This window comes from Rhodobacteraceae bacterium D3-12 (genome assembly GCA_025916135.1).
Lineage (GTDB): Bacteria > Pseudomonadota > Alphaproteobacteria > Rhodobacterales > Rhodobacteraceae > JAKGBX01.
Genome location: CP104793.1, coordinates 3,012,318 through 3,038,851, shown reverse-complemented (window position 1 = coordinate 3,038,851; position 26,534 = coordinate 3,012,318). Strand labels below are relative to the sequence as shown.

General features: G+C 59.9%; 28 protein-coding genes and 1 pseudogene. 19 read left to right on the top strand and 10 right to left on the bottom strand.

The genetic code is table 11. From position 1 onward, the window contains the following. Positions 1-53: 53 nt before the first annotated feature. From N4R57_15040 to fsa, 4 genes are read right to left on the bottom strand one after another with little or no spacing between them, the layout of a single operon-like run. The gene (locus tag N4R57_15040; GenBank protein ID UYV36326.1) at positions 54-758 is read right to left on the bottom strand and encodes a CDP-alcohol phosphatidyltransferase family protein; all 705 of its coding nucleotides are present in this window, start codon (positions 756-758) and stop codon (positions 54-56) included. A 15-nt stretch (positions 759-773) separates the two neighbouring features. Beyond that, on the bottom strand, positions 774-1,697 hold the full coding sequence (locus N4R57_15035; protein UYV36325.1) for a tyrosine recombinase XerC: 924 nt from the start codon (positions 1,695-1,697) through the stop codon (positions 774-776). Further along, positions 1,694-2,401 (bottom strand): DUF484 family protein, encoded by a 708-nt coding sequence (locus tag N4R57_15030; GenBank protein UYV36324.1) that lies wholly within the window; start codon positions 2,399-2,401, stop codon positions 1,694-1,696. Before N4R57_15030 ends, N4R57_15035 begins: the two co-directional genes overlap by 4 nt. Before the next feature lie 39 nt (positions 2,402-2,440). Continuing rightward, positions 2,441-3,094, bottom strand: a complete 654-nt coding sequence (gene fsa, locus N4R57_15025) for a fructose-6-phosphate aldolase (protein ID UYV36323.1) — start codon at positions 3,092-3,094, stop codon at positions 2,441-2,443. Between the two features lie 88 nt (positions 3,095-3,182). Between fsa and N4R57_15020 the strand changes: the two genes are divergently transcribed. Further along, on the top strand, positions 3,183-5,372 hold the full coding sequence (locus tag N4R57_15020) for a primosomal protein N' (protein ID UYV36322.1): 2,190 nt from the start codon (positions 3,183-3,185) through the stop codon (positions 5,370-5,372). A 3-nt stretch (positions 5,373-5,375) separates the two neighbouring features. On the opposite strand, the gene N4R57_15015 is transcribed toward N4R57_15020, so the two are convergent. Continuing rightward, positions 5,376-6,437, bottom strand: coding sequence for a YeeE/YedE family protein (locus N4R57_15015; protein ID UYV36321.1), 1,062 nt, complete (start codon positions 6,435-6,437; stop codon positions 5,376-5,378). Positions 6,438-6,549: 112 nt separating this feature from the next. Between N4R57_15015 and N4R57_15010 the strand changes: the two genes are divergently transcribed. From N4R57_15010 to N4R57_15000, 3 genes are all read left to right on the top strand, one after another. Further along, positions 6,550-7,785: an MFS transporter gene (locus N4R57_15010; protein UYV36320.1), complete on the top strand. Its 1,236-nt coding sequence runs from the start codon at positions 6,550-6,552 to the stop codon at positions 7,783-7,785. A 66-nt stretch (positions 7,786-7,851) separates the two neighbouring features. Continuing rightward, complete coding sequence (locus N4R57_15005; GenBank protein ID UYV36319.1) at positions 7,852-8,718, top strand: 50S ribosomal protein L11 methyltransferase; 867 nt, start codon at positions 7,852-7,854, stop codon at positions 8,716-8,718. 108 nt (positions 8,719-8,826) lie between these two features. Beyond that, positions 8,827-9,171, top strand: coding sequence for a hypothetical protein (locus tag N4R57_15000; GenBank protein UYV36318.1), 345 nt, complete (start codon positions 8,827-8,829; stop codon positions 9,169-9,171). A 101-nt stretch (positions 9,172-9,272) separates the two neighbouring features. On the opposite strand, the gene N4R57_14995 is transcribed toward N4R57_15000, so the two are convergent. Then, positions 9,273-9,479, bottom strand: a complete 207-nt coding sequence (locus N4R57_14995) for a DUF1127 domain-containing protein (protein UYV36317.1) — start codon at positions 9,477-9,479, stop codon at positions 9,273-9,275. 321 nt (positions 9,480-9,800) lie between these two features. Between N4R57_14995 and ruvC the strand changes: the two genes are divergently transcribed. From ruvC to N4R57_14935, 12 genes and pseudogenes are all read left to right on the top strand, one after another. After that, positions 9,801-10,307, top strand: coding sequence for a crossover junction endodeoxyribonuclease RuvC (gene ruvC / locus N4R57_14990; protein UYV36316.1), 507 nt, complete (start codon positions 9,801-9,803; stop codon positions 10,305-10,307). Further along, positions 10,304-10,975: a Holliday junction branch migration protein RuvA gene (ruvA, locus tag N4R57_14985; GenBank protein ID UYV36315.1), complete on the top strand. Its 672-nt coding sequence runs from the start codon at positions 10,304-10,306 to the stop codon at positions 10,973-10,975. Before ruvC ends, ruvA begins: the two co-directional genes overlap by 4 nt. 3 nt (positions 10,976-10,978) lie before the next feature. Further along, the gene (ruvB, locus tag N4R57_14980; GenBank protein ID UYV36314.1) at positions 10,979-12,022 is read left to right on the top strand and encodes a Holliday junction branch migration DNA helicase RuvB; all 1,044 of its coding nucleotides are present in this window, start codon (positions 10,979-10,981) and stop codon (positions 12,020-12,022) included. Positions 12,023-12,285: 263 nt separating this feature from the next. After that, positions 12,286-13,143: a hypothetical protein gene (locus N4R57_14975; protein ID UYV36313.1), complete on the top strand. Its 858-nt coding sequence runs from the start codon at positions 12,286-12,288 to the stop codon at positions 13,141-13,143. 32 nt (positions 13,144-13,175) lie between these two features. Further along, entirely contained in the window at positions 13,176-13,814 is a 639-nt protein-coding gene (locus N4R57_14970) for a hypothetical protein (GenBank protein UYV36312.1), read from the top strand. Positions 13,815-14,013: 199 nt separating this feature from the next. Next, the gene (gene thpR, locus N4R57_14965; protein UYV36311.1) at positions 14,014-14,544 is read left to right on the top strand and encodes an RNA 2',3'-cyclic phosphodiesterase; all 531 of its coding nucleotides are present in this window, start codon (positions 14,014-14,016) and stop codon (positions 14,542-14,544) included. Between the two features lie 90 nt (positions 14,545-14,634). Further along, positions 14,635-15,893: pseudogene (locus N4R57_14960) on the top strand (NAD(P)/FAD-dependent oxidoreductase). A gap of 17 nt (positions 15,894-15,910) precedes the next feature. After that, a complete protein-coding gene (locus N4R57_14955; protein UYV39591.1) occupies positions 15,911-17,047 on the top strand; it encodes a Rieske 2Fe-2S domain-containing protein in 1,137 nt (378 codons plus the stop codon). A 5-nt stretch (positions 17,048-17,052) separates the two neighbouring features. Further along, positions 17,053-18,228, top strand: a complete 1,176-nt coding sequence (locus N4R57_14950; protein ID UYV36310.1) for a LysR substrate-binding domain-containing protein — start codon at positions 17,053-17,055, stop codon at positions 18,226-18,228. A 40-nt stretch (positions 18,229-18,268) separates the two neighbouring features. Beyond that, complete coding sequence (locus N4R57_14945) at positions 18,269-18,685, top strand: RidA family protein (GenBank protein UYV36309.1); 417 nt, start codon at positions 18,269-18,271, stop codon at positions 18,683-18,685. Positions 18,686-18,991: 306 nt separating this feature from the next. Then, positions 18,992-19,669 (top strand): DUF1028 domain-containing protein, encoded by a 678-nt coding sequence (locus tag N4R57_14940; protein UYV36308.1) that lies wholly within the window; start codon positions 18,992-18,994, stop codon positions 19,667-19,669. Continuing rightward, on the top strand, positions 19,666-20,622 hold the full coding sequence (locus tag N4R57_14935; GenBank protein ID UYV36307.1) for a LysR family transcriptional regulator: 957 nt from the start codon (positions 19,666-19,668) through the stop codon (positions 20,620-20,622). The genes N4R57_14940 and N4R57_14935 overlap by 4 nt, the downstream gene beginning before the upstream one ends. Positions 20,623-21,026: 404 nt before the next feature. Here the strand turns inward: N4R57_14935 and N4R57_14930 are convergent, their stop codons facing one another. Genes N4R57_14930 through N4R57_14920 form a run of 3 tightly spaced genes read right to left on the bottom strand, consistent with a single transcriptional unit; the run spans position 21,027 to position 22,371 of the window. Then, complete coding sequence (locus N4R57_14930) at positions 21,027-21,419, bottom strand: LuxR C-terminal-related transcriptional regulator (protein ID UYV36306.1); 393 nt, start codon at positions 21,417-21,419, stop codon at positions 21,027-21,029. A 32-nt stretch (positions 21,420-21,451) separates the two neighbouring features. Continuing rightward, complete coding sequence (locus tag N4R57_14925; GenBank protein UYV36305.1) at positions 21,452-21,880, bottom strand: hypothetical protein; 429 nt, start codon at positions 21,878-21,880, stop codon at positions 21,452-21,454. A 32-nt stretch (positions 21,881-21,912) separates the two neighbouring features. After that, the gene (locus tag N4R57_14920; protein ID UYV36304.1) at positions 21,913-22,371 is read right to left on the bottom strand and encodes a hypothetical protein; all 459 of its coding nucleotides are present in this window, start codon (positions 22,369-22,371) and stop codon (positions 21,913-21,915) included. A gap of 306 nt (positions 22,372-22,677) precedes the next feature. Here N4R57_14920 and N4R57_14915 point away from each other — a divergent pair, with 306 nt between their 5' ends. The 3 genes from N4R57_14915 (at position 22,678) to N4R57_14905 (ending at position 25,317) form a co-directional block, all read left to right on the top strand. Continuing rightward, positions 22,678-23,274: a thymidine kinase gene (locus tag N4R57_14915; protein ID UYV36303.1), complete on the top strand. Its 597-nt coding sequence runs from the start codon at positions 22,678-22,680 to the stop codon at positions 23,272-23,274. 100 nt (positions 23,275-23,374) lie between these two features. Next, on the top strand, positions 23,375-24,535 hold the full coding sequence (locus N4R57_14910) for a benzoate/H(+) symporter BenE family transporter (GenBank protein ID UYV36302.1): 1,161 nt from the start codon (positions 23,375-23,377) through the stop codon (positions 24,533-24,535). An 11-nt stretch (positions 24,536-24,546) separates the two neighbouring features. Then, complete coding sequence (locus N4R57_14905; GenBank protein UYV36301.1) at positions 24,547-25,317, top strand: fumarylacetoacetate hydrolase family protein; 771 nt, start codon at positions 24,547-24,549, stop codon at positions 25,315-25,317. Between the two features lie 93 nt (positions 25,318-25,410). On the opposite strand, the gene N4R57_14900 is transcribed toward N4R57_14905, so the two are convergent. Then, positions 25,411-26,532, bottom strand: a complete 1,122-nt coding sequence (locus tag N4R57_14900; protein UYV36300.1) for a beta-ketoacyl-ACP synthase III — start codon at positions 26,530-26,532, stop codon at positions 25,411-25,413. Positions 26,533-26,534: the final 2 nt, after the last annotated feature.

Genomic DNA, 26,534 nt, shown 5'->3' with positions numbered 1-26,534 from the left:
GGCAGCCGAATGTCAGCCGGATGTCACCCCCCTCAGACCTCTGAAAACCGTCGTTAACCCGGCCGCGCGCCGCGTTCATAAATGACCTGCTGCGCGATGCCCGCAAACAGCAAATACACGCTGGTCAGGATCAACCCCCAACTCGCCCAACTCTGGGGGTGAAAGTCGACCCAAGCGGCCCATCCCGCAAAGAAGGTCCAAGCCAAAGCCATTGGTAACGTTACGTTTCTCCAGCGTTCCGTGCGCACCGGATGTACAAACTTCAACGGCAGAAACATCGCAACCGCCAGCGCTGTCACCAGAACAAGAATCACCCAGAAATTCGGCGTCAGCGCGAAAACGACGATCGCCACCATGTTCCAACACCCGGGAAAGCCCGAGAAGGAATTATCCTTTGTTTTCATGCGAGTATCGGCAAAATACATCGCGCTGGTAAAGGTGATGACAATAATCACAAACCAGCCGGTCCAGCCTTCGAACAACCCCGATTTGAACAACGCAAACGCCGGGATAAACACATAGGTCAGATAGTCGATAATCAGGTCCAGCAAGACCCCGTCAAACTCGCCAGCGTTCTGTTTTACATCATATTTTCGCGCCAGCGGGCCATCAACGCCGTCCACGGCAAAGGCCACCACAAGCCACAAAAACATCAGGTCCCATTTGGCATCCACCGCCGCCAACATCGCCAGCATGGCAAACACCGCGCCCGTCGCCGTTAATAAATGGACGCTCAGCGCCTTTAAATGCAAATTCATCGTTAATCCTAACCTTTAACCCGCCTTCGGATGGGCCTTGTCGTAAACCTCCATCAACCGCGCCTCATCGACCGCGGTATAGGCCTGCGTGGTGGACAGCGATGCATGCCCAAGCAGTTCCTGAATGCTACGCAAGTCCCCGCCAGCACTTAATAAATGCGTGGCAAAGGAATGGCGCATTGCATGCGGCGTGGCGCTCGCAGGCAAGCCCAGCTGCGCTCGTGCGCGTTCCATAACTTTCTGCACAGCCCGTGGTGCAAGCCTGCCACCGCGCACGCCCCGGAACAAGGGTTGATCCGCCTCCATCGGCCAGGGAACAAGCCGCACATACGCCGCCACAGCGTCCCGCGCCGCGCCGATCACCGGGATAACCCTTTCTTTACCGCCTTTGCCTATGATCCTCAGAACATCTGGCAAAGGTGCGTCCTCACCGTTCAGACCCAAAGCTTCGGAAATCCGCAAGCCACAACCGTAAAGGAGCGTCATGACCGCTGTATCTCGCGCGGCAACCCATTGGCTTTCATGTTGAAACTCTACAGCCTCGATCATTTTTCGTGCGGCATCTTCGGCCAATGGGCGGGGTAACTTGCGTTGATACTTTGGCGACCGCGCTGCGAGAACCGCACTGATCTCCGCGCCCTCGCGCTCGCTCAACCAGCGAAAGAAACTTTTTACCGCCGACAGTTTTCTTGCCAATGTCCGCGGGCCGACCCCGCTATTGCGCGTGTAAACCATCCACGCGCGCATATCCGGCACCGTCAGGCGCATCAGCGGCCCTAGCCCCTGCGCCTCACCCTTGTGCAGCGTGATAAAGGAGAGAAAATCGCCCACATCGCGGGCATAGGCATCAATCGTGTTTTGCGATGCGCCTTTAAGCGCCTTTTGCCCCGCGAGCCAGCTGTGCATCGCGTCACTGGCAGCTGGGGAGATCAGGCTCATGACAGCCAGCGGCGCATTGCTCTTTCAAAGACGCCAGCGAAAAAGGCAAGAAGATCAGTGCCTTGTTGTGGGGTGAACATATGCGGATCTTCCGAGCCCATAACCAACATGCCCGGCAGGCGGCCCTCGCCAAAGTCGAGTTTCAAACACGCCTCCGAGCGGACCCACCCCGCTTTGTCGCCAAACATTTGCGCGTCGCCCTCATCAATTTGGCGCAAGGTGACCTGACGCATCGGCGCGCCACGCTCGCCCGTGACGTACCCGTCGATAAAGCCGGGTTCCGCCACCGTCAGGACCGAGCCGAGCCGTTTGATGGCGGCCTCTTCGTCGGTCTGCACCGACTCAAGCACAAGCTTGACGCAATCAACCCGCAGAATCTCGGCCACTTCGCCGCCAAGGTCCTTCAAGAACCCCTCAAACTCCACCGGATCGAGCATCCGCAAGATCGCGCGATGCACTTGATTTGTCCCGGCAAGGTTCTCGTAAGCGGCGGCAATCACGCTGCGATGGGTGTCTTCCAACCGGTCAAGCCGCGCCTCAAGACGCTCCATGGCGATGCCACGCAAATCAACAATATTGCCGCCCATCGAACGCTCGTTCGCGGCGATCAATGCGCGCATAAGGTCTTGATCTTCCAGAATGACTTCTGGATCCGAGATGATTTTTTCGCGGACAGTATCGTCCATACGGGGCGTGCTGCTCATAGGTGCCTCGTTAAGTGTTTTGCGGCGTTATATCACGGGTTACAGGATTTTCTGCCCTGTTTTTTCCCAATCTTTCAAAAAGGCCTCTAGCCCCTTATCAGTCAGCGGGTGGCTCACCATCGCCTTGATAACACCCGGCGGCGCGGTCACAACGTCGGCACCAATCCGCGCACAATCGGCCATATGGTTCACGCTGCGGATCGACGCGGCAAGGATTTCAGTCTCAAAACCGTAGTTGTCATAAACCGTCCGCATGTCCTCGATCAGCTCCATGCCATCAAGGTTGATATCATCCAAACGACCGATGAAGGGCGAAATGAAGGTCGCCCCCGCCTTGGCCGCCAGAATGGCTTGGTTCACGCTGAAGCACAGCGTTACGTTTACCATATTTCCGTCTGATGTCAGTGCTTTGCAGGCTTTCAAACCATCCCAAGTGAGCGGCACTTTAACCGCGATATTTGGTGCGATCTTGGCCAACTTGCGCCCCTCAGCGATCATTTCACTGGCTTCGGTGGCGACCACTTCGGCGCTAACCGGCCCATCAACGAGGTTGGCAATTTCTTTTGTAACTTCAATAATATCGCGGCCCGACTTCATAATCAGCGACGGGTTGGTTGTAACACCATCCACCATGCCCAGATCATTCAATTCGGCAATCGCATCTACTTCGGCAGTATCAACAAAGAATTTCATCTCGAATATCCTTTTGTAGGAATGGTTTTGTCAGCGGCTGGTTTACCCGATAGAAAGCAGTCTCGAAACCCCCAATGCCGGTGCCAACGTGAAAGACTTTTTCTTTGAGGGCGATCTGGTTGCGGTGCTCACCACGCAGCCGCTCGATCGGTTTCTTGATTACAAGGCGCCTCCGGGCGGCTGCCATCTCGGTGCCTACGTCGAGGTGCCTCTCGGTCCTCGCAAGGTGCTAGGGGTGGTCTGGGGCGCCGGGAAAGGCGATTTTGATCGTGCGCGGATCCGTCCGGTGAACAAAGTGCTCGACTTGGCCCCCATGCAGGCCGAAATGCAGGCGTTTCTTGAACGCGCTGCGGATTACACCCTAACACCGCTTTCGGCCATGCTCCGGCTCGCGACGCGCGCTCCGGGCCTCACAGACCCACCGTCGATGCGCAAAGTGTACCGCCCCGGAAATGCCGACCCGGATCGGATGACCGATGCCCGTCGGCGTGTGATCCGGGCCTTGAATGAATACGGCGGCTTGTCGTTTACGCTCAAAGAGTTAAGCGAAATGGCGGGGGCGTCTACCTCGGTTGTTAAGGGGTTGGTGAAGCAAGGGGTTGTTTTCGAAGAGGATTCGCCTCGCGACGTCCCGTTTCCCTATCTCGATCCCGAATTGGCAGGCAAAGAATTGACGGAGGATCAAGCGCGCGCGGCGGAGACGCTCGGTGCGCAGATTCGTCAGAATGTGTACGGTACGACGCTTCTGCGGGGGGTGACGGGGTCTGGCAAAACCGAAGTTTACCTTGAGGCTGTCGCAGAGTGTCTTCGCCATCGCAAACAGGCGCTGGTTTTACTGCCGGAAATCGCTCTTAGCGCCGAATTTGTCGCGCGCGTCGAGGCCCGTTTCGGTGCACGCCCGGCCGAATGGCACTCGGGTGTGACCATGACAGAGCGGCGCCGCACTTGGAAAATGGTTGGCCAAGGCGGGGCACAAGTGGTCGTTGGTGCGCGTTCTGCCTTGTTTCTACCGTTTATGGATCTTGGCCTAATTGTCGTCGATGAGGAGCATGATACCTCATATAAACAAGAAGATAGCGTGCTTTACAATGCCCGCGACATGGCTGTTCTTCGGGCCGCATTGGGGGGCGGTAGGGTTGTTTTGGCCTCGGCCACGCCGAGCCTTGAGAGCTGGGCAAACGCCGAAGCGGGCAAGTATGAAAAACTGACCCTGACATCGCGTTTCGGCGACGCCGTTTTGCCCAAAATGCGAACAATTGACATGCGAGGTGTTCAACTGCCTTCAACCCGCTGGATTTCGCCTGAACTAGCGCAGGCGGTACAGGCACGGATCGAAAAGGGCGAGCAATCGTTGCTCTTTCTTAACCGACGGGGCTTTGCGCCGATCACGTTATGCCGGGCGTGCGGGCAACAGGTTGGCTGCGATCATTGCGACGCACGAATGGTGGAACATCGTTTTTTGAAAAGGCTGGTGTGTCACCAGTGCGGAGAGAGCAAACCGCTTCCAGAGGCCTGCCCCTCCTGCGGGAAAGAGGGGCAGATGGCTGCGGTGGGTCCCGGGGTCGAGCGGATGACCGAAGAAGCGGTCGCGCTCTTTCCTGACGCGCGCATCGCGACCCTTTCATCGGACTTGTTTGGATCGGCACGTGCGCTGAAGGAGCGGATCGCCAGCATTGCCGAGGGTGAGGCAGACATAATAGTTGGAACGCAATTAGTGGCAAAAGGCCATAATTTTCCGTTGCTTACGCTTGTTGGCGTGATTGATGCCGACCTTGGGCTTCAAGGGTCCGACTTGCGCGCAGCAGAGCGAACGTTCCAATTAATGCGCCAGGTGTCCGGGCGCGCTGGGCGTGCTGACAAACCTGGTGAGGCTATTCTACAGACCTATCAGCCAGAGCATCCTGTGATCCGCGCTATCCTTGGCGGGGAGGAGGAGAAGTTCTGGGCCGCCGAGGCAGAGGAGCGACGCCATGCAGGCGTTCCGCCGTTTGGGCGGATGGCTGCAATTATTCTGTCTGCGCCAGACGTGCAGGAGGTATTCGATTTGGGGAGCGAGTTGGCGCGAAATGACGGGCCGTTGAGACAGGTCGGCGCGCAGGTTTTCGGGCCGGCACCGGCACCTATTGCGCGCATTCGCGGTCGCCACAGGGTCCGGCTTTTGGTGAAGGCGCCCAAGGGGGTTGCGCTTCAGGGGGCGCTCGTCAAATGGCTTGGATTGGTCAGACCGGCCAAGACCACCCGGCTGGTTGTGGATATTGATCCGCAGAGTTTTTATTGAAATTCAATGGGTTGCCACGAGAGTTTGTTGGTCTAGCAGAAGATCAGTGGTCACCGCGCCAACCCACATGCAAAATAAAGCGAGCCAAGCCGTGCCGACAAAGATCGAGCCGCCGGTCACCCCCGCACCAATCGCGCAACCACCGGCCAACATGGCACCGAAGCCCATAAGCACAGCGCCGGTCATGGAACGCCGCATGTTCGATTCATCTGAAAAACCCTTGAAATGAAACTCCTTTGCAAGAACAGCGGACAGAAAAGAGCCAATAACGACGCCGGGGACCAGCCCGATATCGAACTCCAGCACGGACTTTCGATCGAGAAAATACATCAGCGTATTGGCGGAGGGGCCTGAAAAAGTTGCGCTTTCAACGGGCACGGGATCAAAGGCAACTTGGCTGAGTGCGAAGGTTAAGACCCAGCCAACTGCAACCGCAAACCCAACCCCGGAAGCAAAGAAAAGCCGGGACCACCCAATCTTGTTTCGCGCCGAGATCACCAATGCCACCATTGCTGTGACAACTCCAAGGAGCAATCCAGCATAGTTGGGTAAACCTAAAAACGTCATTAAATCAACGTTTTGCCCGCCCGGTGTTATCCAGAGCATTGCCAGAGTGTCGCGAAGCGGAGCCAGCCAACCCGAAAGCGACATCTGGGCGACCACCGCAAAAATCAACCCAGATACTACGGACCGCAAATTGCCGGTTGCTGCCAGAACCAAAAGCCGCCCCGAGCAGCCGCGCGCAAGAACCATGCCGACACCGAAAAGCAATCCGCCAATGATCGCTCCCGACCAGCTTCCTGGGACTGCCATCATGCGGGCCTCTTCGCTGCGCATCAGCCCAAGCAGTTGCGCAGATTGCACCCAAACCAGCGCGGTCGAAAACGTCAACAACCAGACGGCGACCTTGTCCTGCATCATGCCGCGCGCGAATTCAACGGTGGCGGCCCGCAAGCAAAAGCGTGACCGTTGCGCCGCGACGCCAAAGATCACGCCAGTGATCAAGCCAAACAAGGCGGCAGTCGGCCCTTCGCCAATGCGGTCAACAAGTGCAATGAGGTCCATTGTCAGCGTTCCGGTCTATCCATCATCCCTTCATATGCACGGATCTTAATGTGTGGCCTTGATCCAGATCAGGACCTATGGGCATCCGCAGCAAAAAGACGTATTCGAAAGCATGTTGAAAACGATTCCACTTTCCGAGGCCGGAGACCTGCCGTTTTGGCGGCGTCCGATAACATTGCTTTTTGTGATGGCCGCAGCGATGCCGATTGCTTTTGCGACGTGGTCGGCGCTGCTTAATAACTTCATCATCGAAGTTGGCAAATTCGACGGGGCAGACAACGGCTGGCTGCATACGGTGCGCGAGATCCCCGGCTTTCTGGCTGTTGGGGTCATCGCGATTATCATCTTCGTGCGCGAGCAGGTGCTTGGGATCGTATCGCTTGTCCTTCTTGGTGTGGCAACAGCGGTGACGGCATGGTTTCCATCAATGGCGGGCATTCTGACAATTACTATGCTCAGCAGTATTGGCTTTCATTATTACGAAACCGTAAACCAATCGTTGCAGTTACAGTGGCTACCAAAAGAGCGTGCGCCACAGATGCTGGGCCTCCTGCTGTCTGCCGGGTCTGCGGCGACGCTGGTGGCGTATGGGCTGATCGTTTTAACGTGGCAGAGTTTCGATCTGAGCTATAACTTTGTTTACCTCACGGCTGGCGGCACGACGACGCTGTTGGCGTTGTTCTGCCTGTTTGCCTATCCGCAATTCGAAGCGCCGCACCCGCAGCGCAAACAGATGATTTTGCGGCGCCGCTATTGGCTCTATTATGCGTTGCAGTTCATGGCAGGCGCCCGGCGACAGATATTTATTGTCTTTGCCGGCTTCATGATGGTCGAAAAATTTGGTTTTGAAGTGCATGAGGTCACAGCGCTCTTCCTGATCAATTTGGTTATCAACATTCTGTTTGCCCCGTTGTTTGGTCGTGCGGTGGCGCGATTTGGTGAGCGCAATACGCTTGTGTTCGAATACATCGGTTTGGTGAGCGTGTTTCTGGCGTATGGCGGGATTTACTACTTCGGTTGGGGCGTGGTTTTGGCGGCGACGCTCTATGTGATTGATCATATGTTTTTCGCGCTTGCTCTGGCGCTGAAAACATACTTTCAAAAGATCGCCGATCCGGGTGACATCGCGCCGACCGCGGCTGTTGCTTTCACCATTAATCATATTGCGGCTGTGTTCTTGCCCGCGTTGCTTGGCTATCTATGGCTTGTGTCTCCCGGGGGCGTGTTCATTCTTGCGTCGATGATGGCTGGGGTTTCACTTGCGCTTGCGTTGCTCATCCCTCGACATCCGGAGCCGGGAAATGAGACGGTTTTCTCAAAGTTTGCGGCGGCGGCGCCGGCCGAGTAGCGGTTTACCAGTTGACCGGATGGTGGCGTCATCATAGGCGGCAAGCAGAGTTTTTGGAGAACTGCGATGACAACCTTTACCGCCCTGACCACGTTAAACGACAAAGCCCAAGCGCAAGCGTTGGGCGAGGCGATGGAACGGCTCGACCCTGAGCCAACGGGAGTTGGCGTGTTCGAGGTCGAAGACGGCTCGGGCGTTTGGGAAGTGGGCGGCTATTTCACCGATCAACCGGATGAGGCGGGGCTGGCGGTTTTAGCGGTTGCGTTCGAGGCCAAGCCGTTTGCCGTTTCGGAACTGCCGGAAACCGATTGGGTGGCCAAAGTGAAACGCGAGCTGGCGCCGGTGCATGCAGGGCGGTTTTTTGTTTATGGCGCACATGATGCCGAAGCGGTACCGGCAGGGGTTGAGCCGCTGCTGATCGAAGCGGCGATGGCGTTCGGAACTGGGCATCACGGCACGACGCATGGCTGCTTACTGGCGCTTGATGAATTGGCCGAAGCCGGGTTTCATGCCCGCAACGCGGTCGATATCGGTTGCGGCACTGCAGTGCTTGCGATGGCGGCGGCGCGGCTTTGGCCCGAGCCGGTTTTGTGCAGCGATATCGACGAGGTTGCCGTGGACGTGGCCGAGGCGAATATTCGCGCCAACGGGCTGGAGCAGCGTGTGCGCTGTGTTGAGGCAGCAGGTTTCGATCACGCAGAGCTTGAGGAGCAAGCCCCTTATGATCTGGTCTTTGCCAATATCCTCAAAGGGCCATTGATCGCGCTGGCCGAGGATATGGCGACACGGTTTCAGGACGCAGGAAAGGTGATTCTTTCCGGTATCCTGAATGAACAAGCCGACGATGTGATCGCGCATTATGCACAGTTTGGTATCAATCTTGTCAAACGGCGTGAGATTGGTGAATGGACGACGCTAACATTGGAAAAATAGCCGGTGGTTTCGTCGGATTTTGGCCTTAATTTAAAGACTTGCCCCAATGTTGCCACATTTCGATTTGATATTATTGGCAACCAGTGGGGGCATACACTGGAGTCTGCTATGTTTGGTTCTAAGAGCCAATTTGACAAACGTCTGACCAAAATCGATCGATCGGGGCGCCGTGCTTCTAAGGGCTATGGCCCGGTGGTGGGGCCCGATGGCATGATTGTCGTGCGGCGGCGCAAGTCTGGTATCAACTTTCCGATCCGGGGATTAGTTTATCTTCTGGCGGGTTTTGTGCTGTTCAAGGCTATCGCTTTGGCCCAGTTCGGTGAACAGGGTTACAATGATCGGCTGTTGCAGCTGATCAGCGGCACCGCGGTGGAGCAGGCGGGTGCATGGATCATGCAGGTCGACCCGGCCAGCCAATGGTTGGCTGACAAAATCCGGCCTATCCTACGCTAGAACACTTATTCCAAGGGCGCCGCGCCAGCGGGCCAAGTTACAAAAAAAGCCGCGCTTCCGATTGGAGGCGCGGCTTTTTCATGATGTTTGGGAGTAAGCTCTCAGGCTTTGTGGGCGAGGTCTTCGATGTCACCGCGGCAGAGACCGATGTCTTCCAGCTCACGATCGGAGAGTTGCGACAAGACGTTACGTGTGACGCGCGCATCGTTCCAAGCGATGACCGAGGCCAATACGCTGTTGAAGAACCGACCGATACGGCCATTGGTGCCAGAGGCGAAGTGTACGCGGGGAGTGTCGATTGCAGCCATATCCTTGATCCTTTTGTTTGCGTTCGATGTATGTGACTTTCGAGACGCAGATAGGGGCGGCGATTTAACAAAACAAGCTGCTAAAATTGCATGGGTCATATGCTGGAATTGCATAGGTTCAGATCGCTAAAATCCCCTTAAAAACATGGTCGAAATCGACTTCTGGAATGTCGTTTTCAGGCCGTGGATAATGCCGTTTTCCGACGTCTTGTCGCAACTGTGCAGCCGCAAGTCGTTTTCAGTTCGGGTGTCTATTGTCGCTGGCAAATGTTCCCCTTTCGTGCTAGTGCTTCAAAAAGGCAACAGGGCAGTGAGATAGTCATGCGGGTTTTAGGGATTGATCCCGGATTGCGCTTCCTCGGCTGGGGGGTGATCGATGTTGAGGGTAGCCGGGTGAGCCATGTTGCCAATGGCACCTGTCGCTCGGAAGGAACGGATTTGGCGGCGCGGCTGGTGTCGCTGCATGATCAACTGACCGCAGTTTTGCAGCAGTTTCGCCCGGACACGGCGGCGGTGGAGCAGACATTTGTAAACAAGGACGGGGCGGCGACGCTCAAGCTGGGGCAGGCGCGGGGGATCGCGATGCTGGTTCCGGCGCAGGCGGGGCTTGAGGTCGGGGAATATGCGCCCAACACCGTCAAAAAGACCGTTGTGGGCGTTGGCCATGCAGACAAGGCGCAGATTGCGCATATGGTAAAGGTGCAATTGCCGGGTGTCGTTCTTGATAGTCCTGACGCGGCGGATGCGCTGGCCATTGCGATCTGTCATGCGCATCATGCGAAATCGCGGGCCACGGTGGCGGCCGCATTGAGGAAGGTGGGCACATGATTGGCAAAATCTCGGGCCGGATAGAATATCGCGGTGAAGACCATGTGCTGATCGACGTGAGGGGCATCGGCTATCTGGTCTATTGCTCAGAGCGCACATTGGCCGCGTTGCCCGGTCCGGGCGAGGCGGTGGCGCTTTACACCGAATTGCTGGTGCGCGAAGACCTGTTGCAGTTGTTCGGCTTTACCTCGCTCGTTGAAAAGGAATGGCACCGGCTTTTGATGAGTGTTCAGGGAATCGGGGCCAAAGCGTCGATGGCCATATTGGGCACACTTGGTTCAGAAGGGGTTAACAGGGCGATCGCGTTGGGCGATTGGAATGCTGTGAAGGCCGCCAAGGGGATTGGCCCCAAGACGGCGCAGCGCGTCGTAAACGAGTTGAAAGACAAGGCACCAGCCGTGATGGCGATGGGCGGCGCGGATGATGCCCCCGCCGCGCCAGTTATTGACGATGCGGATGCGGTGATCGAGCCGGTCAAAACCGCCCCGACCCCGCGCCAGCCAAGCAGCGCGGCGGCGCAATCCGAGGCGCTTTCAGCGCTGTCAAACCTTGGCTATGCGCCGGGCGAAGCGGCGGGTGCCGTGGCGCAGGCCGCAGGAGAGCATGAGGGGGCCGACACGCCGGTGTTGATCCGCGAAGCCCTTAAATTGCTGGCGCCGAAGGGGTAATGAATGGATCAGCCTGACCCGACATTGCGCGCCGATCCGTTGCCCGAAGACACCGACCGCGCATTGCGGCCCCAGATGCTGAACGAGTTCGTTGGGCAGGAGGAAGCACGCGCCAACCTGAGTGTGTTCATCCAGTCTGCGCGGATGCGCGAAGAGGCGATGGATCACACCCTGTTTCACGGGCCTCCGGGCTTGGGGAAGACCACGCTGGCACAGATCATTGCGCGTGAATTGGGCGTTGGGTTTCGCATGACCAGCGGGCCGGTGTTGGCCAAGGCAGGCGACCTGGCCGCGATCCTGACCAATCTGGAAGCCAATGACGTTCTTTTTATTGATGAAATTCATCGCCTTAACCCGGCGGTCGAAGAGGTTCTTTATCCTGCGATGGAGGATTTCGAGCTTGATCTTGTGATCGGAGAAGGGCCGGCGGCGCGGACGGTGCGGATTGAATTGCAGCCCTTCACGCTGGTCGGGGCAACGACGCGGTTGGGGCTGTTGACAACGCCGCTGCGCGACCGGTTCGGTATTCCGACGCGGCTTAAGTTTTACGAAATTAGTGAGCTTCATCAGATTGTTAGCGCCAATGCCCGCAAGCTGGGTGTGGAGACACAGACCGAAGGCGCGCTGGAAATCGCGCGCCGCTCGCGCGGGACGCCACGGATCGCGGGGCGGCTCTTGCGCCGGGTGGTGGATTTCGCCGTGGTCGAAGGCGGCGGGAAGATCACCCGCGAATTGGCTGATGCGGCGCTCTTGAGGCTGGGGGTCGATCACCTTGGGCTTGATGGAGCTGACCGGCGCTATCTCACTATGATTGCAGAGAATTATCAGGGTGGGCCGGTCGGGATCGAGACCATCGCCGCGGCGCTGAGCGAGTCGCGGGATGCGATTGAAGAGGTGATCGAACCGTTCCTGTTGCAACAGGGCTTGATCCAGCGGACGCCACGCGGTCGGATGCTTGGGCAGAAGGGCTGGAGCCACCTTGGGCTGGCCGCGCCGGAGCCGAAACCTGACCCGAAAAAGCCGCAAAACGACCTGTTCGGCAAATAGGGGGCGTTCGCCGCGTTAACCCCGTAAGATCCGGGCGAAATGGGGGGGTGACATTCGGCTGACATCCGGCTGCCGCCTGACGCGCCCTGAGCGAGGCCGCGAATCGTTAACCTTTTGACGCTGTTGCGCAAAAATGTGAACCGGCTTGCCCCGCGCGGCGGGCTGGGGCAGGTTGCGGGCTGGTGATATTCGCCAGTTTGGCGGCCAGTGCAGATGCCACGACAAAGGCCAGTACATAAGCGGGTGCAGAGAGGGAGCGTTCCATGCGGTTTGCCGAAAGTTTCAAACAGCGCGTTCTGGTGCTTGTGTCTGTGGTGCTTGCGACTGTGAGTTTTGCGACTGTGGGTCTTGGGGCTGGGGCGCCCTTGGCGCGCGCCCAGACGGTGGACAGCAATTCGCGTTTGGGGCCGGTGACGATTGTCGAGCTATCCAACATGCAAAAAGCCGTGTCCATCGGCGGGCGGGTGTTGCCGCTGCCGAGCGAGCCTTACCTTGCTTATATTCATGCGCGGTTGGGGGATTTGTTTTTGATCGCGGTGGGGCAGGGCGGCAACGGGTGTCCGGCGCATTTTGTCTGGCTGCATGCAACGCCGGGGGATGTGCGGTTTTCCGAGGTGTTTGGCACCTGTTCGGATCTGGCGGATGTGAGTTATGACAGCGAGACCGTGCGCGTTACGATCCCGTCGATGAAGGCGGGCGAGGGTAAGGTCACCTTTGTTTATGACGGCAAGGGCCCGGTGCGCGAGCTGCGCGCGGATGTGGCGGCGTCGGGCATGGCGGCGTGGGACGATTGGACCTTTTGGGTTGGCAAGCACCCGTTCAAGATGATGGAAGCGGCAGATATGCGGCCAAGGTTCGTAGCGTTAATGGGCCGGGGCGCGTATCGCACGGCGCTGGCGCGGCTGGCGGTGGCAAGCCGTATGACGCAAGAAGGTGACTGGATCACCGGTGCCGGCGGGCAGCCGCATAACGCCAACGTGGCCCGCACGGCTGTTGCGCTTAACCTGCGCGACGGACGGTTGCTGGTGGCGACCAAGGGCGAGGGCATGCCGCCGATCATGTGGGGGCATCCCGGTGGGGGCTTGCCCAGCCCGATTGCCGCCATTATGGCCATGCGTTGACCCTTGAGACGACTGACGAAGGAGAGCGGGACTTGGCATCCGAGATGACACCGGAACAGATTGAAGCGCTGTTCACACGCAGCGATGGCTCGTATTACTTTGCGCGATGGCTGCGCCCGATCGTGCCTGTCGTGTTCGGGGTGGATGAGGCCACTTTGAGCGTGATGAAGGGGGCGATCGAGGCGGTGGTTACCCTTGCCGGGCACCAGATGGCCGAGACGGACCCGGAGTTGGGCAGCAACCTGATGTTTTTCTTTGCCCGTGATTGGGACGAGCTTTTGGCGCTCGACGGGTTGGACAAGATGGTGCCGAGAATTGCCGAGACAGTTGAGCGATTGAAGGCGCAGGGGGCGAACCAATACCGGTTCTTCCGCTTTGAAGAGAGCGGCGAGATCAAGGCGGCGTTCGTGTTTTTGTGCATGGACGAGGCTTTGTCCGCGATGGCGGCAGAAGATGTGGCCTTGGCGCAGGCGGTTCAGGTGATGTTGCTATGGGGGGAGGGCGCGTTTGGCGATGCCTCGCCATTGGCCCGCGCGCCGGGAGGCGAGGTGATTTTGCGCCCTGACATCGCGGGTGTGATTGCTGCCGGGTATGACAAGGTGATGCCGGGCATGGCGCAGGACGGAGCCGCGCATGCGTTGCGGATGTTTGCGCGGATGCAGCGCGGGTAAAGCTGCCTTTTCACGCCGCCCGCCCACGTGGCTAGGCGGCTCGGGCAGTCGGCGGGCACGGTTTACGGAGAGGCCAGCCAGATTTGAGGCGCGCCTTTGGTCAGGTTTGAAGCGCACCTCCGGTGCGACACACGCTGGTAAAAGTGGGGGCCAGCCCCCACACCCCCGGAGTACTTACAGCAAGATGAAAGGACAGGCGATGCGTGGGTTTGTGGCCTTGGGGCTGTCCGAGGGGATGCTGGACGCGTTGGAGGTTTTGCAGGAGGGCATGCCGGGCCGGGTGGTGCCGCGGGCGTATTTGCATCTGACGCTGGCGTTTTTGGGGGAGGTGAGCGGGACTGTTGTTGAGCGGGTGCATGAGGGGTTGGAAGGCGTGCGGCTTGAGGCGCCTCGGCTGCGGGTGACGGGCGTGGATATGTTAAGCGGGCGCAAGCCGCGGCTTTGCTTTGCAGCGGTTGAGGTGACGCCAGAGTTGGTGGCGTTGCGCTATGCGGTGCGCGGGGCGTGTCGCGGGGCCGGGGTGGATTTGGCGCGGGAGCGGTTTCGCCCGCATGTGACCTTGAGCCGGTTTGGCAGGGAGATCGGGCCGCGGGATGCAGCGGTTCTGGCCGGGCGTTTGGGGGTCGTGTCGATAGCAGAGGCGCGGGCGGCGGGATTGGGGCTTTATCGCTCTCTATTGCGACCCGAGGGGCCGCGATATGACATGTTGGCGGGATATGATTTTGATTAGCTTTTGGCTAATCAAAGCGGTTTCATAAGTTTCTTTCCCCTAATACCGCTCCGGGCTAGTTTGAAGGCGCGCAGCAGAGGGTTAAGCGGGATGGCGGCAGAGGTGACAGATACGCTTGTGGTGGGCGGTGGACAGGCCGGGATTGCCATGAGCGAGCATTTGGGGCGCGCGGGCGTGCCGCATTTGGTATTGGAGCGGGCGCGGGTTGCCGAGCGGTGGCGCAGCGGGCGCTGGGATAGTCTGGTGATGAATGGCCCGGCTTGGCATGACCGGTTTCCGGGGATGGAATTTGACAGTGATGCTGACGGGTTTCCGGGCAAGGAGGAGGTTGCGGCCTATCTTGAGGCCTATGCCGAGATGATCAAAGCCCCGCTGCGCCGTGGCGTAGAGGTGCTGACTGCCGAGCGGTTGAGCGGGCGCGACGGGTTTCGGGTGGTCACATCGCAAGGTGAGATCGAGGCGCGCCGGATCGTGGCGGCGACGGGGCCGTTTCAAAAGCCGGTGATCCCGCAGATGGTGCCCGAGGGCGCGGGCGTGGCGCAGCTTCATTCCGCAGAGTATCGCAGCCCCGAACAGCTATCCGAGGGGGCGGTTCTGGTGGTGGGGGCGGGATCATCCGGGGTGCAGATTGCCGATGAGTTGAACCGGGCGGGGCGCAAGACGTTCCTGTCGGTCGGGCCCCATGACCGGCCTCCGCGCAGTTATCGGGGGCGCGATTTTGTCTGGTGGTTGGGCGTTTTGGGCAAATGGGACATGACCACGCCGCCAGAAGGGGCAGAGCATGTGACAATCGCGGTCAGCGGCGCGCGGGGCGGGCAGACGGTGGATTTTCGCGCCTTGGCAGAACAGGGGATCACGCTAGTCGGGCGGAGCGAGGGGTTTGAGGCCGGGGTGATGCGCTTTGCCGGTGATCTGCGCGGCAACATCGAGGGGGGGACGCGAATTACCTGTCGGTGTTGGAAGAGGCGGATGCATTTGTCACCCGCAACGGGCTGGATTTGCCGCAAGAGCCGGGGGCGAAGGTGATCGGGGCGGAGCCGGACTGTGTACGGGAGCCGCTGTCGCAGTTGGATTTGCGCGCGGCGGGGGTTTCGACGATCATTTGGGCGACCGGTTATGGCGTCGATTACAGTTGGCTTAAGGTCGATACGTTTGACGCGCAGGGCAGGCCGCAGCATCAGCGGGGTGTGTCGCGCGAGGCGGGGGTCTATTTCCTTGGGCTTCCGTGGCAATCGCGGCGGGGGTCTTCGTTTCTTTGGGGGGTGTGGCATGATGCGAAATATATCGCCGACCAAATCGGGATACAGCGGGGCTATGCGGCGTATCGCGGGCCAAATGAAGGGGTGTGAGCGAGATGGCGAATGACATGAAGCAGGGCGCGCTAACCGAACTGGCCGAGCTGGCCGCGAATGTGGCGCAGCCGTTCGAGCGGGCCGAGGCGATGCCGCCGTCGGTTTACACCTCGCAGGAATTTATGGAGCGCGAGATCGCGGGTGTGTTTGGGCGTGCGTGGTATTGCGTGGGGCGGGCCGATGCTCTGCCGGAGGCCGGAGATTACATTACCGCGGAGCTGGCGCATCAGCCGGTGGTGGTGCTGCGGGGCCGCGACGGACATTTGCGGGCGCTGTCGAATGTGTGCCTGCACCGGATGAGCACGATCCTTGAGGGGCGCGGCAAGGTGAGGGCGCTGACCTGTCCGTATCACGGCTGGACCTATAACCTTGACGGGACTTTGCGGGGCGCGCCGGCGATGGGGCTGAACGAGGGGTTCTGCAAGGAGAGCTACAAGCTTCCGACTGTGCGCTGCGAAGAATGGTTGGGCTGGGTGTTCATCACGCTGGACCCTGAGGCGACGCCGGTGGCCGAGGAGCTGGCCGGTGTGGAGGGGTTGGTCAGCGGCTATGACATGACCAATTACACCGAGACGTTTTATGAAGAGCACGAGTGGGACACCAACTGGAAGGTTCTGGCCGAGAATTTCATGGAGAGTTACCACCTGCCGGTTTGCCACGCGGGCACGATCGGCGGCTTGAGCAAGCTGGAAGAGATGGTGTGCCCGCCGGGCGAGCCGGCGTTCAACTATCACACCATCCTGAAAGACGATCAGCTGCGCATCGCCATGGCGCATCCCAAGAACGACCGCTTGCAAGGCGACATGCGGCGCACGACGTTTTTGCTGGCGATTTATCCGTCGTTGCTGATCACGCTGACGCCGGGGTATTTCTGGTATCTTTCGCTACATCCGGTGGCGCCGGGGCGGGTGCATATCCGCTTTGGCGGGGGGATGTCGGATGATTACAAGGATGACGCGGATGCGCATGAGAATTTCGTCGCACTGAAGGCCTTGCTGGACGATGTGAATGTCGAAGATCGCGGCTGCACCGAGAAAGTGTTTCGCGGGCTAAGCTCGGCCCTTGCAAGGCCGGGCCACCTGAGCCACCTTGAACGTCCGAATTATGACTTTGCACAGTATCTTTACAGCAAGGTCCGCGATCAAGGATGAAACACATGAGCCTGCCCACCGACGCCGCGCTGCGTGACAAGTTCATCGGCGGGATGAGCCATGCGGCGAGCACGGTGAATGTGGTCACGACCGATGGTGCCGCCGGGCGCGGCGGCGTCACGGTGTCGGCGATGTCGAGCGTATCGGCGGATACGCCGAGGCCGACGCTGTTGGTCTGTGTCAATGCGCAGAGCCCGGTGGCGCAGCAGATCATTGATAACGGTGTGTTCGCGGTCAACATGTTGAAAGACGATCAGTCCTATATCTCGGACGCCTTTGCGGGGCGGTTCAAGGACCAGTTGGCGGATAAGTTCGATTGCGCCGATTGGGTCGATATGCCGTCCGGCGCGCCGCGGGTGGTTGACCCGCTGGTGGGGTTTGATTGCCATGTGATTTCCGCCGACCGGGTTGGCACGCATCATGTGTTCTTTGGCGAGGTTGATGATATTTTCATCGCCGAGGCGGGCTCTCCGTTGATTTATGCGCGGCGCGGGTATGGGGCTGCGACGCGGATCGAGGCAGCGGTGAGTGTTGCCGCCGGGCGCAAGGCCGAGGGGCGCAAGCTGTCGGTGGGGTGTTATCACACCTTTGGGCCGATCCTGTTGCCCGACATGATCCGCCGCATGGCCGAAAGCGACGCGGGTGTGGGTGTTGAGTTGATCGAGGGGGATCAACGGCGGGTGCAGGAGGCGGTGATGTCCGGGGCGGCGGATGTCGCGTTGCTTTATGACGCGGGGTTGCCCGAGGGGATCGCGGCGGAGCCGTTGAGCGAATTGGCGCCTTATGTCTTGGTGTCGCAGGAGCATCCGCTGGCTGACATGCCGGAGATTACGCCACAGGATTTGGCCGGGCATCCGATGATCCTTTTGGGGGCGACACCCACGGGAGATTACTTCACCTCGGTTCTTGAAGACGCGGGGGTGTCGCCGAAGGTTGCCTATCGCTCCTCAAGTTTCGAGATGGTGCGCGGGTTGGTCGGGCAGGGCTTGGGCTTTGCTTTGCTGGCGACGCGCCCGGCGGGCACGGTGAGCTATGACGGGCATTTGTTGGTGACGCGGCCATTGAAGGCAGAGGCGCGGCCAAGCCGGGTGATGTTGGCCACCAAGAAGGGCGCGGTGTTGAGCGCGCAGGCGGAGAAGTTCGTCTGGTTCTGCCGCGATTATTTCAATTTGAATGGATAGCAGTGGCGGGGTGAAACCCCGCCCTACGAGGGATGGACTTATGGCACATGAGCGGATCAGGACGTTTAACACGCGCGAGACCTATCCAGAGCAGAGTTTGGACAATGATCTGGCGCAGGCGGTGGTGACGCGGGGGGGGCGCACCGTGTGGATGCGGGGGCAATGTCCGCAGAACCTTGAGGATGCGCAGAATATCGAGAGCCATGATCCGGGCGAGCAGACCCATAAGGTGATGCAGAATATCCGCCAGTTGATCGAGGAAGCGGGCGGCGAGATGGCGCATCTGGTGAAGGTGGTGGTTTACATCACGGACGTGCGCCACCGTGAGGCGGTTTACCGGGTAATGGGCGAATATATCAAAGGAGTGCATCCGGTATCGACGGGATTGGTGGTGCAGGCGCTGGCGCGGCCGGAGTGGTTGGTTGAGATTGATGCAACGGCGGTTATCCCGGATTGAAACGGGAGTGGCGGGGTGTTGGATCAAGCGACGGTTTGGCGCGACGCGCAGGTTTGATGTGGGGGCAGGCAGGTTTGTTGCGCACCTTTGGTGCGACACGCGCTGGATTAAGTGGGGGCCAGGCAGGTTAAAGGCGCACCTTTGGTGCGACATACACAGGCTAGAGTGGGGGCCAGAAAGGTTTGAGGCGCACCTTCGGTGCGACACACGCTGGTTTAAGTGGGGGCCAGCCCCCACACACAGTTTAGAGTGGGGGCCAGCCCCCACGCCCCCGGGATATTTCCAGTCAGATGAAGGGTTCGGGACATGACATTTTCAGTGGTGGCGCGGTGTGGCGAGACAGGGATGTTCGGGGTGGCGATTTCGTCGTCTTCGCCGGCGGTGGCGGCGCGGTGCAGCCATGCGCAGGCAGGCGTGGGTGCGGTGGCGAGCCAGAATATCACCGATCCGACGCTGGGGCCGATGGCGCTGGATGTGATGGGGCGCGGGATGAGCGCGGCGGAGGCTGTGGCCGAGGTGCAGCGGCGCGGTGGGTTCATGGAATTTCGTCAGGTGCTGGCGGTGGATGGGGCCGGGGGAACGGCGGTTCATTCGGGGCAGGAGGCGCTGGGGCTTTGGACGCAGGCCGAGGGGCGCGATGTGGCGGCGGGGGGGAACCTTTTGGCCAATGAGGATGTTCCGGCGGCAATGGCGGCGGCCTTTGAAGAGGCCGAGGGGCATCTTGGGGATCGGCTGATGACCGCGCTCAAGGCCGGATTGGCGGCAGGTGGTGAGGCCGGGCCGGTGCATTCGGCGGGCATCATGGTGGTGGACCGCGAGCCGTGGCCGTTGGTTGATTTACGCTGTGACTGGATCGAGGAGGGCTGTCCGATTGCGGCGGTTTCGGCGGCGTGGGATGTCTATAAGCCGCAAATGGCGGATTATGTGCAGCGCGCGCGCGATCCGAGGGCGGCGCCATCTTATGGTGTGCCGGGGGATGAATGAGGGAGCGGTTCACCCTTCGCCAGCTTGAGTATTTCGTGGCGGTGGCGCGCGCGGGATCGGTGGCGGGGGCGGCGGATGTTGTGCGGGTGTCGTCGCCGACAATTTCAGCCGCGATCACGCAGTTAGAGGGGCAGTTGGGGCTGACGCTGTTTGTGCGGCATCGGGCGAAGGGGCTGACCTTGACTCAGGCCGGGGCGCAGATGTTGGGGCAGGCAGAGAAGCTGTTGGGGGAGGCGCGGGTTCTGGGCCGGATGGCAGAGGATGTGGCCGGAGAGGTGCGCGGGCCGTTGGCGTTGGGATGTTTGCTGACGTTCGCGCAGATCATTGTGCCGGGCTTGCGGCGCGGGTTTGAGGAGGCGCATCCGGGGGTGGATATTCGCCAGTTCGAGCTGGATCAGCAGGCGATTTTCGAGCGGCTGCGGCGGGCTGAGATCGACGTGGCGCTGAGCTATGACATGGATATTCCCGGTGATCTCGATTTTGTGCCGATCTTGCCGCTGCATCCGTTTGTGATGCTGGCCGAGGCGCATCCGCTGGCCACGCGCAGTGCCGTGACGGTGGAAGATTTGCGCGCGCATCCGATGATATTGCTCGAATTGCCGTATTCAGCGGAGTATTTCCTGTCGTTTTTTGCCGGCTCAGGTGCTGCGCCGAAGATTGCCGAGCGCACGCGCGATATGGCGGTGATGCGCTCGTTGGTGGCGAATGGATACGGCTATGGCATTGCCAATATCCGCCCGGTGAGCGCGAATGCGCCCGATGGCAAGCCGTTGGTATTTGTGCCCCTTGAAGGGGCGGTGGCGCCGATGCAATTGGGGATCGTCATGGCAAAAGGGGCCGGATTGACGGTGCGCGCCTTTGTCGATCATGCGCGGGCGTATTTACCGGGTGAGGGTGTGGTGCCGGGGGTTCTTCCCTGCGTGACTCCGGGTGGGGGTAACGCGAAGGTTTAGGCCGTGAGCACAGCGACTTAGGGGGGCCGCTAACCCATCGCCAACTTCAAAACCTGTAAGAAGTTACAGGCTAGATGTAAAATCCTACTGAAAAATGCAATCCGGCATGGGGCGAAACCGTGGATTCGCGACATGTGAGACGAGGGAATCGTAGTAAACTTCACCTATCGAGGGGAGTTTGTGATTGGGTTTTGTAACCCCATAGCGAAAGTCCGTCACGCACCGGTGTTTTCCCGTCGGTGTTTTTAAGCTTCCTAAGTGCCGGAAATCCCGGCCCTTGTGATTTGGGCGAATGTTCTTGCTACGACCCAGTTAAAGGCATTTTTAATTCGTGATTTCCAGCAAGTGAGGGCGTCCTTTCGGGGACGTCCTTATTTTTTTGTCGGGCCTTACTTTGCCGGGCCTTACTTTTGGGTATCGGGGGCCTTGCGGCGGCGATGACCGGCTGAATCCATTTCGATCAGGATTTCAGAGGTATCCGCAGCGGGGCCGTGCAGCGGGTCAGGCAATGCGCCCATGCTCATCGCCAGCGCAGCGAGTTCGGCGCGGGCGGTCAGGCCGGTCCGCTCCATCAGGGTTTGCATCCTCTGCCGGATAGCGGAAATCGACACGCCAAGCTCGGCCGCGATCTGTTTATCCTGCAATCCGAGGCCGATTTTTTCGAGCAATTCCAGCTGCTTGGCGCTGACTTTGTTGCGCTCGGGGAATTCGGCGGAGAAATGCATCATATAGCGTTGATGGGCGGCCATGGCGGCGGTGGTCAGGGTCCAGCCGTGGGCGCGGATGATGGCGATCATGTCGCGGCGAGCGTGATCTCCGGCAAAGGTAATCAGCGCGGCCTGCGGCGGAGAGTGCAGGCGCAGCGGAATGGAATAGCCCGAGCGTATGCGCGCGCGGCGGCTTCGCGCAGGACCTCAACCCGGCGGGCGGGGATATGGTAATACTCCTCAATAAACTCGATCCCGATCATGATGGGCGTGAGGTGGTGCAACGCATGGCTGCGGAAGTAGGACCATTTGTGCAGGTTCGGATCCTGATTGACCGCATTCAGCCATGACGAGTCATAAGAGGTGCGAATGAACAGGGTTTTGCGAAAGTCGGCATAGGAACTGGCGCAGATGAAGTCGATGTAGGGCAGGTTGATCTCGCGGCCAAGGGCCACGAGCAACGCCCAGACCTCACGCGAGTGGGTCGTGGTTTCGAGATCGGCAAGGAAGTTGCGCAGCAGTTCGGGCGTGTATTCCTCCGCCTCGATCATGCCGCGCCGGGGCGGGGAGGGGCCGGGGCCAGTCAGGCCGGACCCTCTTCGAGGTGCAGTTTCATGTCGATCAGAACCTGTTGCAGGGCAACGGTTTCTTTCAACAGGCGCTTGGCTTCGTTCACGGTGATGATGCCGTCTTCGATGGACTGCTGGTATTCGGCCATCAACATGGCAAACCGCTGACTGAGGGCGATGACATCGGCGTTGATGCCACCTTTTTCGTCGGAGTTCTTGTGCCGGTCATCATAGCTGAGCGTGATGCCTTTGAGATCGGCAAGGGCCGATGTCACATGGGGGAAGCTGGCGGCTTCTTCCAATGCGGCGACCGCGTCGACCGGCATGAAGCGGTCGGCGTGCTCTTCGCTGTCGGAATAATACCGGCCCAGCGTTGCTTTGGATTTGCCGGTCAAAGTGCAGGCCGGTTCGATGCCGACATCCTTGACCAAGGCTTCTGTGTGCTTTTTCAGATAGCTGCCGACACCAGGCATAGCGTGTTCATCCCCTGTTTCCTCCCCCTTTCAAAAACTACGGGGGAAATCGTTAACTCTTTTCCCATTAGTCTGTTTTACAAGCGATGTCATCGTTGAAAAAGCCCTGACCTTGCGTTGGGGCTTTCATGTCGCGTCTGTGCCAGGCCGGCGTGGAGGGCAGGGCCGGGAGGTTCGTCCAAGGCTTATATTCGTGCAAGCTCCATCCCCAGTGGCCTGCCCTGCACGTTTATGCGTTGTGTCTTTGGCGGTTTCCGGCCTTGCCACCTCTTGCATCCGGCAGGGGGCGGGGTAAAACCCGTGGCTATGGCCAAGCTTTATTTCAACTATTCCACCATGAACGCGGGCAAATCGACCGTGCTTTTGCAGGCGTCGCACAACTATCGTGAGCGGGGGATGGAGACATTCCTGCTGACTGCGAAGCTTGATGATCGCGCGGGCGAGGGGCGGATCGCCAGCCGGATCGGGATTGGGCAGGCGGCAGAGACGTTTTTGCCCAAGGATGATCTTTTTGAGCGACTGCAGGGGCGTTTGGCGCTGGGGCAGGTTGCCTGTGTTTTCATCGACGAAGCCCAATTTTTGACCAAGGATCAGGTCTGGCAACTGGCGCGGGCGGTTGATGATCTGGGCGTGCCGGTGATGTGTTACGGGCTGCGGGTGGATTTTCGCGGAGAGCTGTTTCCCGGATCGGCGGCGTTGCTGGCCTTGTCGGACGAAATGCGCGAGGTGCGCACGATTTGTCATTGCGGCAAGAAGGCCACGATGGTGGTGCGGATGGACGGTGAAGGGCGGGTTTTGAAAGACGGCGCGCAAGTGCAGATCGGCGGCAATGAGACCTATGTGAGCCTGTGTCGAAGGCATTGGCGCGAGGCCGTGGGTGAGATGGCGCAGGGTGCTGGTTGAGCGGTCTGCATAAGCCGGGTGAGAGGTGGGTTTCCGGGGTTTCATGGCCTCGTGAAGCGGTTTAGGCTCGCTGGATCGAACCGCGATAGGACCGGAAAACATGACCAGCAAGCGCGCCGCGTTGCAGCCTCTGACCACCGGATTTGTGGTGGCGATTGTCGGCTTCTTCAGCTCTTTTCCGATTGTATTGCAGGGCCTTGTTCAGGTCGGGGCCTCGCCAGCGCAGGCCGCGTCAGGATTGATGGCGGCGGCGGTTGCAATGGGCTTGGCCGGGATCGTTTTGAGCCTGTGGCAGAAGATGCCGGTCAGCGTGGCATGGTCGACACCGGGGGCGGCGCTGCTGGCGGTGACGGCACCGGATGCGGCGGGGTTTGGCGGCGCGGTGGCGGGGTTTATCGTGGCCGGTGTGCTGACTGTGGTTGCGGGGTTCTGGCGGCCATTGGCGCGGTTGGCCACGGCGATTCCGGCGCCGGTGACGCAGGCAATGCTGGCAGGGGTGTTGTTGTCGATTTGCGCAGCGCCGGTGGCGGCGGTGGCAGAAGTGCCGCAATACGTCTTGCCGATTATCGTGACGTGGTTCGTGGTGGGCCGGTTTGCGCGGTTGTTTTCGACACCCGCAGCGGTGGTCGCGATGGTCGTTGTGATCGTCGCCGCGAATGATTTTGCCCTGCCGGTGCCGGATCAGGTGTTGAGCCAACCCGTGTTCGTGGCGCCTGTGTTCTCGCTGGGCGCGATCGTCGGGATTGGTTTGCCGCTGTTTGTCGTTACGATGGCCACACAGAATGTGCCGGGCATGTCGATTTTGAGCATCAATGGCTTTCACCCGCCTGCCGGGCCGATGTTTTCAGGCGTTGGCGGGTTTAGCGTTTTATCTGCGCCGTTCGGCGCGCCAGCGACGTGTTTGGCGGCGATCACGGCGGCGATGTGCGCCAGCGAAGATGCCCACCCGGACCCGGCGCGCCGCTATATGGCTGCGGTGTGGGCCGGTGGATTTTATTGCGTGCTGGGTGTGTTTGCCGGGTTGATTACCGCCTTGACCGCCATCGCGCCGGAGCATGTTTTGGCGACGCTGGCCGGGGTGGCGTTGATCAGCGTTTTCGCAGGGTCGGCGGCGGGCGCGTTGCAGGCAAGCGAAGGGCGCGAGGCGGCGGCGCTGACCTTTGTTGTGACCGCGTCGGGGGTGAGCTTTTTCGGGCTGGGCGCGGCGGTTTGGGGCCTTGTTGTTGGCTGTATCGCGTGGGGGTTTCGCGCAAAAGGATAGAGGGAGTGAGGATGGATCATCAAACATTAGGACGCGTGTTGGCTGAGGCGCGGCGCGAGGGGCGCAAGCTGCGGGATTATCCGTGCGACAGGCCGGAGAGTTTGGATGACGCCTTTGCGGTGCAAGACGCGATGGTTGCGGCGATGGGCGTGCTGGTCGCGGGGTGGAAAGTCGGGCTGACATCAAAACTGGCGCAAGAGGTCGTGGGGGTAGATGCGCCCTTTGCCGGGCCGGTGTTTGCGGATGCGGTGTTTGAGAGCGGCGCGGGTTTAGGCTTGGCCGAGGGGGATTTGGGCATTCTGGAGGCCGAGGTCGGGTTTCGCATGAAAGAGAGCCTGCCGCCGCGCGACGGGGCGTATACGCGCGCCGAGGTTCTGGGGGCGGTCGGCGCGGTGATGCCGGTGTTTGAATGGGTCAACAAGCGCCTGCCGGGGGACATTCGCGAGGCCAAGGAATGGCTGGTGGCGGATGGGACGTTCAACAGCGCAGTGATCTGCGGGGCCGAGGTGGCGTTTGATCCGGGCATGGACCTGCGCGGTGAAACGGTCGCGGTGTTTCAGGACGGCGAAGAAAAGGCGAGCGGGGTCGGGGCCAATGCGTTGGGCGATCCGGCGGAGGTTTTGGTGTGGCTTGCCAATGATTTGCGCCGTCGCGGCAAGGGGTTGCGCGCGGGTGATGTGGTGGCGACCGGGCTGCTGAGCGGGTTGGTTTATGCCGAAGCCGGGGCGGACTATGCGGCGCGGTTCGCGACGTTGGGGCAGGTGAACTTGCGCGTGACGTAAGCGCCGAGGATCGGAACCAAGGTCGCAGGCCGCCAGTTCATCGTCCAGTCCATCGTCAGCCCCCTACCATGGGCTGACGATTGGTTGGCTCTGTCAGACCCGTTCCACCAGAACTGACCCCACGGAATAGCCCGCGCCAAAGGAGCAGATGAAGCCCTTTTCACCCGGTTGCATATCGTCGGAGTGCTTGGAAAAGGCGATGATCGAGCCAGCAGAAGACGTGTTGGCGTAATCCTGAAGGATGTTTGGCTGTTCTTCGGTCTCGGGCACGCGGCCAAGCACCTTGCGGCCAATGAAATCATTCATCGACTTGTTGGCCTGATGCAGCCAGAGGCGTTTGAGATCGCTTGCCACGAGCCCTTCGTCGGCCATGTGATCGGCGATATGGGCCGAGACCATTGGCACCACTTCCTTGAACACTTTGCGACCGTTTTGCATGAATTGCATGTCGCGCCGGTCGGCGGTGCCATCGGGGCGGTTGCGGCGCAAGAAGCCGTTGTTATTGCGGATATTGCTGGAAAACTCGGTGGCGCAGCGGGTGGAGTGGACGCGCCAATGCGGGCCGTGCGCATCTTCTTCACGCTCCATCACCACAGCGGTGCAGACATCGCCAAAGATAAAGTGGCAATCGCGGTCGCGCCATTCGAGGTGGCCAGAGGTGATTTCAGGGTTCACGATCAGCGCCTTCTTGACGCTGCCGGCGCGGATCATGTCGGCGGCGGCCTGAATGCCGAAGGTGGCCGAAGAACAGGCGACGTTCATGTCAAAGGCAAAGCCGCCTGCGCCGATGGCTTTCTGAATTTCGACGCCAACGGCGGGATAGGCGCGCTCCATATTGGAGGCGGCACAGATCACGAGGTCGATGTCGGAGGCGACAACGCCAGCCTGAGCAAGCGCCTTTTGGCAGGCGTCCATGGCGATTTCCGTCATGATCCCGTGTTCGTCATCCGAGCGTTGGCGGAAACGCGGATACATGCGGTTCGGGTCGAGGATGCCTTCTTTTTCAAGCACATAGCGTTGCTCGATGCCGGAGGCTTTGAAGATGAATTCGGTCGAGGAGGGCTCTTTGGCCTCTACCTCGCCGGCGGCGATGGCAGCGGCGTTGTCGGCGTTGAACTTCTCGGCGTAGGCGTTGAAGGAGGCCACGAGTTCTTCGTTGGTGATGACGAGCTCTGGGGTGAACACCCCGGTGCCTGTGATGGCTGGCTGATACATGG

What these genes read in the sequence shown, in the direction of transcription:
- N4R57_14955 (UYV39591.1), top strand. Translation starts at nt 15,911, where the DNA reads ATGAAGCAGGGCGCGCTAACCGAACTGGCCGAGCTGGCCGCGAATGTG.
- N4R57_14900 (UYV36300.1), bottom strand. Translation starts at nt 26,532, where the DNA reads ATGTATCAGCCAGCCATCACAGGCACCGGGGTGTTCACCCCAGAGCTC.
- N4R57_15015 (UYV36321.1), bottom strand. Translation starts at nt 6,437, where the DNA reads ATGGACCTCATTGCACTTGTTGACCGCATTGGCGAAGGGCCGACTGCC.
- N4R57_14915 (UYV36303.1), top strand. Translation starts at nt 22,678, where the DNA reads ATGGCCAAGCTTTATTTCAACTATTCCACCATGAACGCGGGCAAATCG.
- N4R57_15005 (UYV36319.1), top strand. Translation starts at nt 7,852, where the DNA reads ATGACAACCTTTACCGCCCTGACCACGTTAAACGACAAAGCCCAAGCG.
- ruvC (UYV36316.1), top strand. Translation starts at nt 9,801, where the DNA reads ATGCGGGTTTTAGGGATTGATCCCGGATTGCGCTTCCTCGGCTGGGGG.
- N4R57_15040 (UYV36326.1), bottom strand. Translation starts at nt 758, where the DNA reads ATGAATTTGCATTTAAAGGCGCTGAGCGTCCATTTATTAACGGCGACG.
- N4R57_14945 (UYV36309.1), top strand. Translation starts at nt 18,269, where the DNA reads ATGGCACATGAGCGGATCAGGACGTTTAACACGCGCGAGACCTATCCA.
- N4R57_14975 (UYV36313.1), top strand. Translation starts at nt 12,286, where the DNA reads ATGCGGTTTGCCGAAAGTTTCAAACAGCGCGTTCTGGTGCTTGTGTCT.
- N4R57_15035 (UYV36325.1), bottom strand. Translation starts at nt 1,697, where the DNA reads ATGAGCCTGATCTCCCCAGCTGCCAGTGACGCGATGCACAGCTGGCTC.
- ruvA (UYV36315.1), top strand. Translation starts at nt 10,304, where the DNA reads ATGATTGGCAAAATCTCGGGCCGGATAGAATATCGCGGTGAAGACCAT.
- N4R57_14940 (UYV36308.1), top strand. Translation starts at nt 18,992, where the DNA reads ATGACATTTTCAGTGGTGGCGCGGTGTGGCGAGACAGGGATGTTCGGG.
- N4R57_14920 (UYV36304.1), bottom strand. Translation starts at nt 22,371, where the DNA reads ATGCCTGGTGTCGGCAGCTATCTGAAAAAGCACACAGAAGCCTTGGTC.
- N4R57_14910 (UYV36302.1), top strand. Translation starts at nt 23,375, where the DNA reads ATGACCAGCAAGCGCGCCGCGTTGCAGCCTCTGACCACCGGATTTGTG.
- N4R57_15000 (UYV36318.1), top strand. Translation starts at nt 8,827, where the DNA reads ATGTTTGGTTCTAAGAGCCAATTTGACAAACGTCTGACCAAAATCGAT.
- N4R57_14930 (UYV36306.1), bottom strand. Translation starts at nt 21,419, where the DNA reads ATGATCGCCATCATCCGCGCCCACGGCTGGACCCTGACCACCGCCGCC.
- N4R57_14905 (UYV36301.1), top strand. Translation starts at nt 24,547, where the DNA reads ATGGATCATCAAACATTAGGACGCGTGTTGGCTGAGGCGCGGCGCGAG.
- fsa (UYV36323.1), bottom strand. Translation starts at nt 3,094, where the DNA reads ATGAAATTCTTTGTTGATACTGCCGAAGTAGATGCGATTGCCGAATTG.
- N4R57_15030 (UYV36324.1), bottom strand. Translation starts at nt 2,401, where the DNA reads ATGAGCAGCACGCCCCGTATGGACGATACTGTCCGCGAAAAAATCATC.
- N4R57_14995 (UYV36317.1), bottom strand. Translation starts at nt 9,479, where the DNA reads ATGGCTGCAATCGACACTCCCCGCGTACACTTCGCCTCTGGCACCAAT.
- N4R57_15010 (UYV36320.1), top strand. Translation starts at nt 6,550, where the DNA reads ATGTTGAAAACGATTCCACTTTCCGAGGCCGGAGACCTGCCGTTTTGG.
- N4R57_14950 (UYV36310.1), top strand. Translation starts at nt 17,053, where the DNA reads ATGAGCCTGCCCACCGACGCCGCGCTGCGTGACAAGTTCATCGGCGGG.
- N4R57_14925 (UYV36305.1), bottom strand. Translation starts at nt 21,880, where the DNA reads ATGATCGAGGCGGAGGAATACACGCCCGAACTGCTGCGCAACTTCCTT.
- thpR (UYV36311.1), top strand. Translation starts at nt 14,014, where the DNA reads ATGCGTGGGTTTGTGGCCTTGGGGCTGTCCGAGGGGATGCTGGACGCG.
- N4R57_14935 (UYV36307.1), top strand. Translation starts at nt 19,666, where the DNA reads ATGAGGGAGCGGTTCACCCTTCGCCAGCTTGAGTATTTCGTGGCGGTG.
- ruvB (UYV36314.1), top strand. Translation starts at nt 10,979, where the DNA reads ATGGATCAGCCTGACCCGACATTGCGCGCCGATCCGTTGCCCGAAGAC.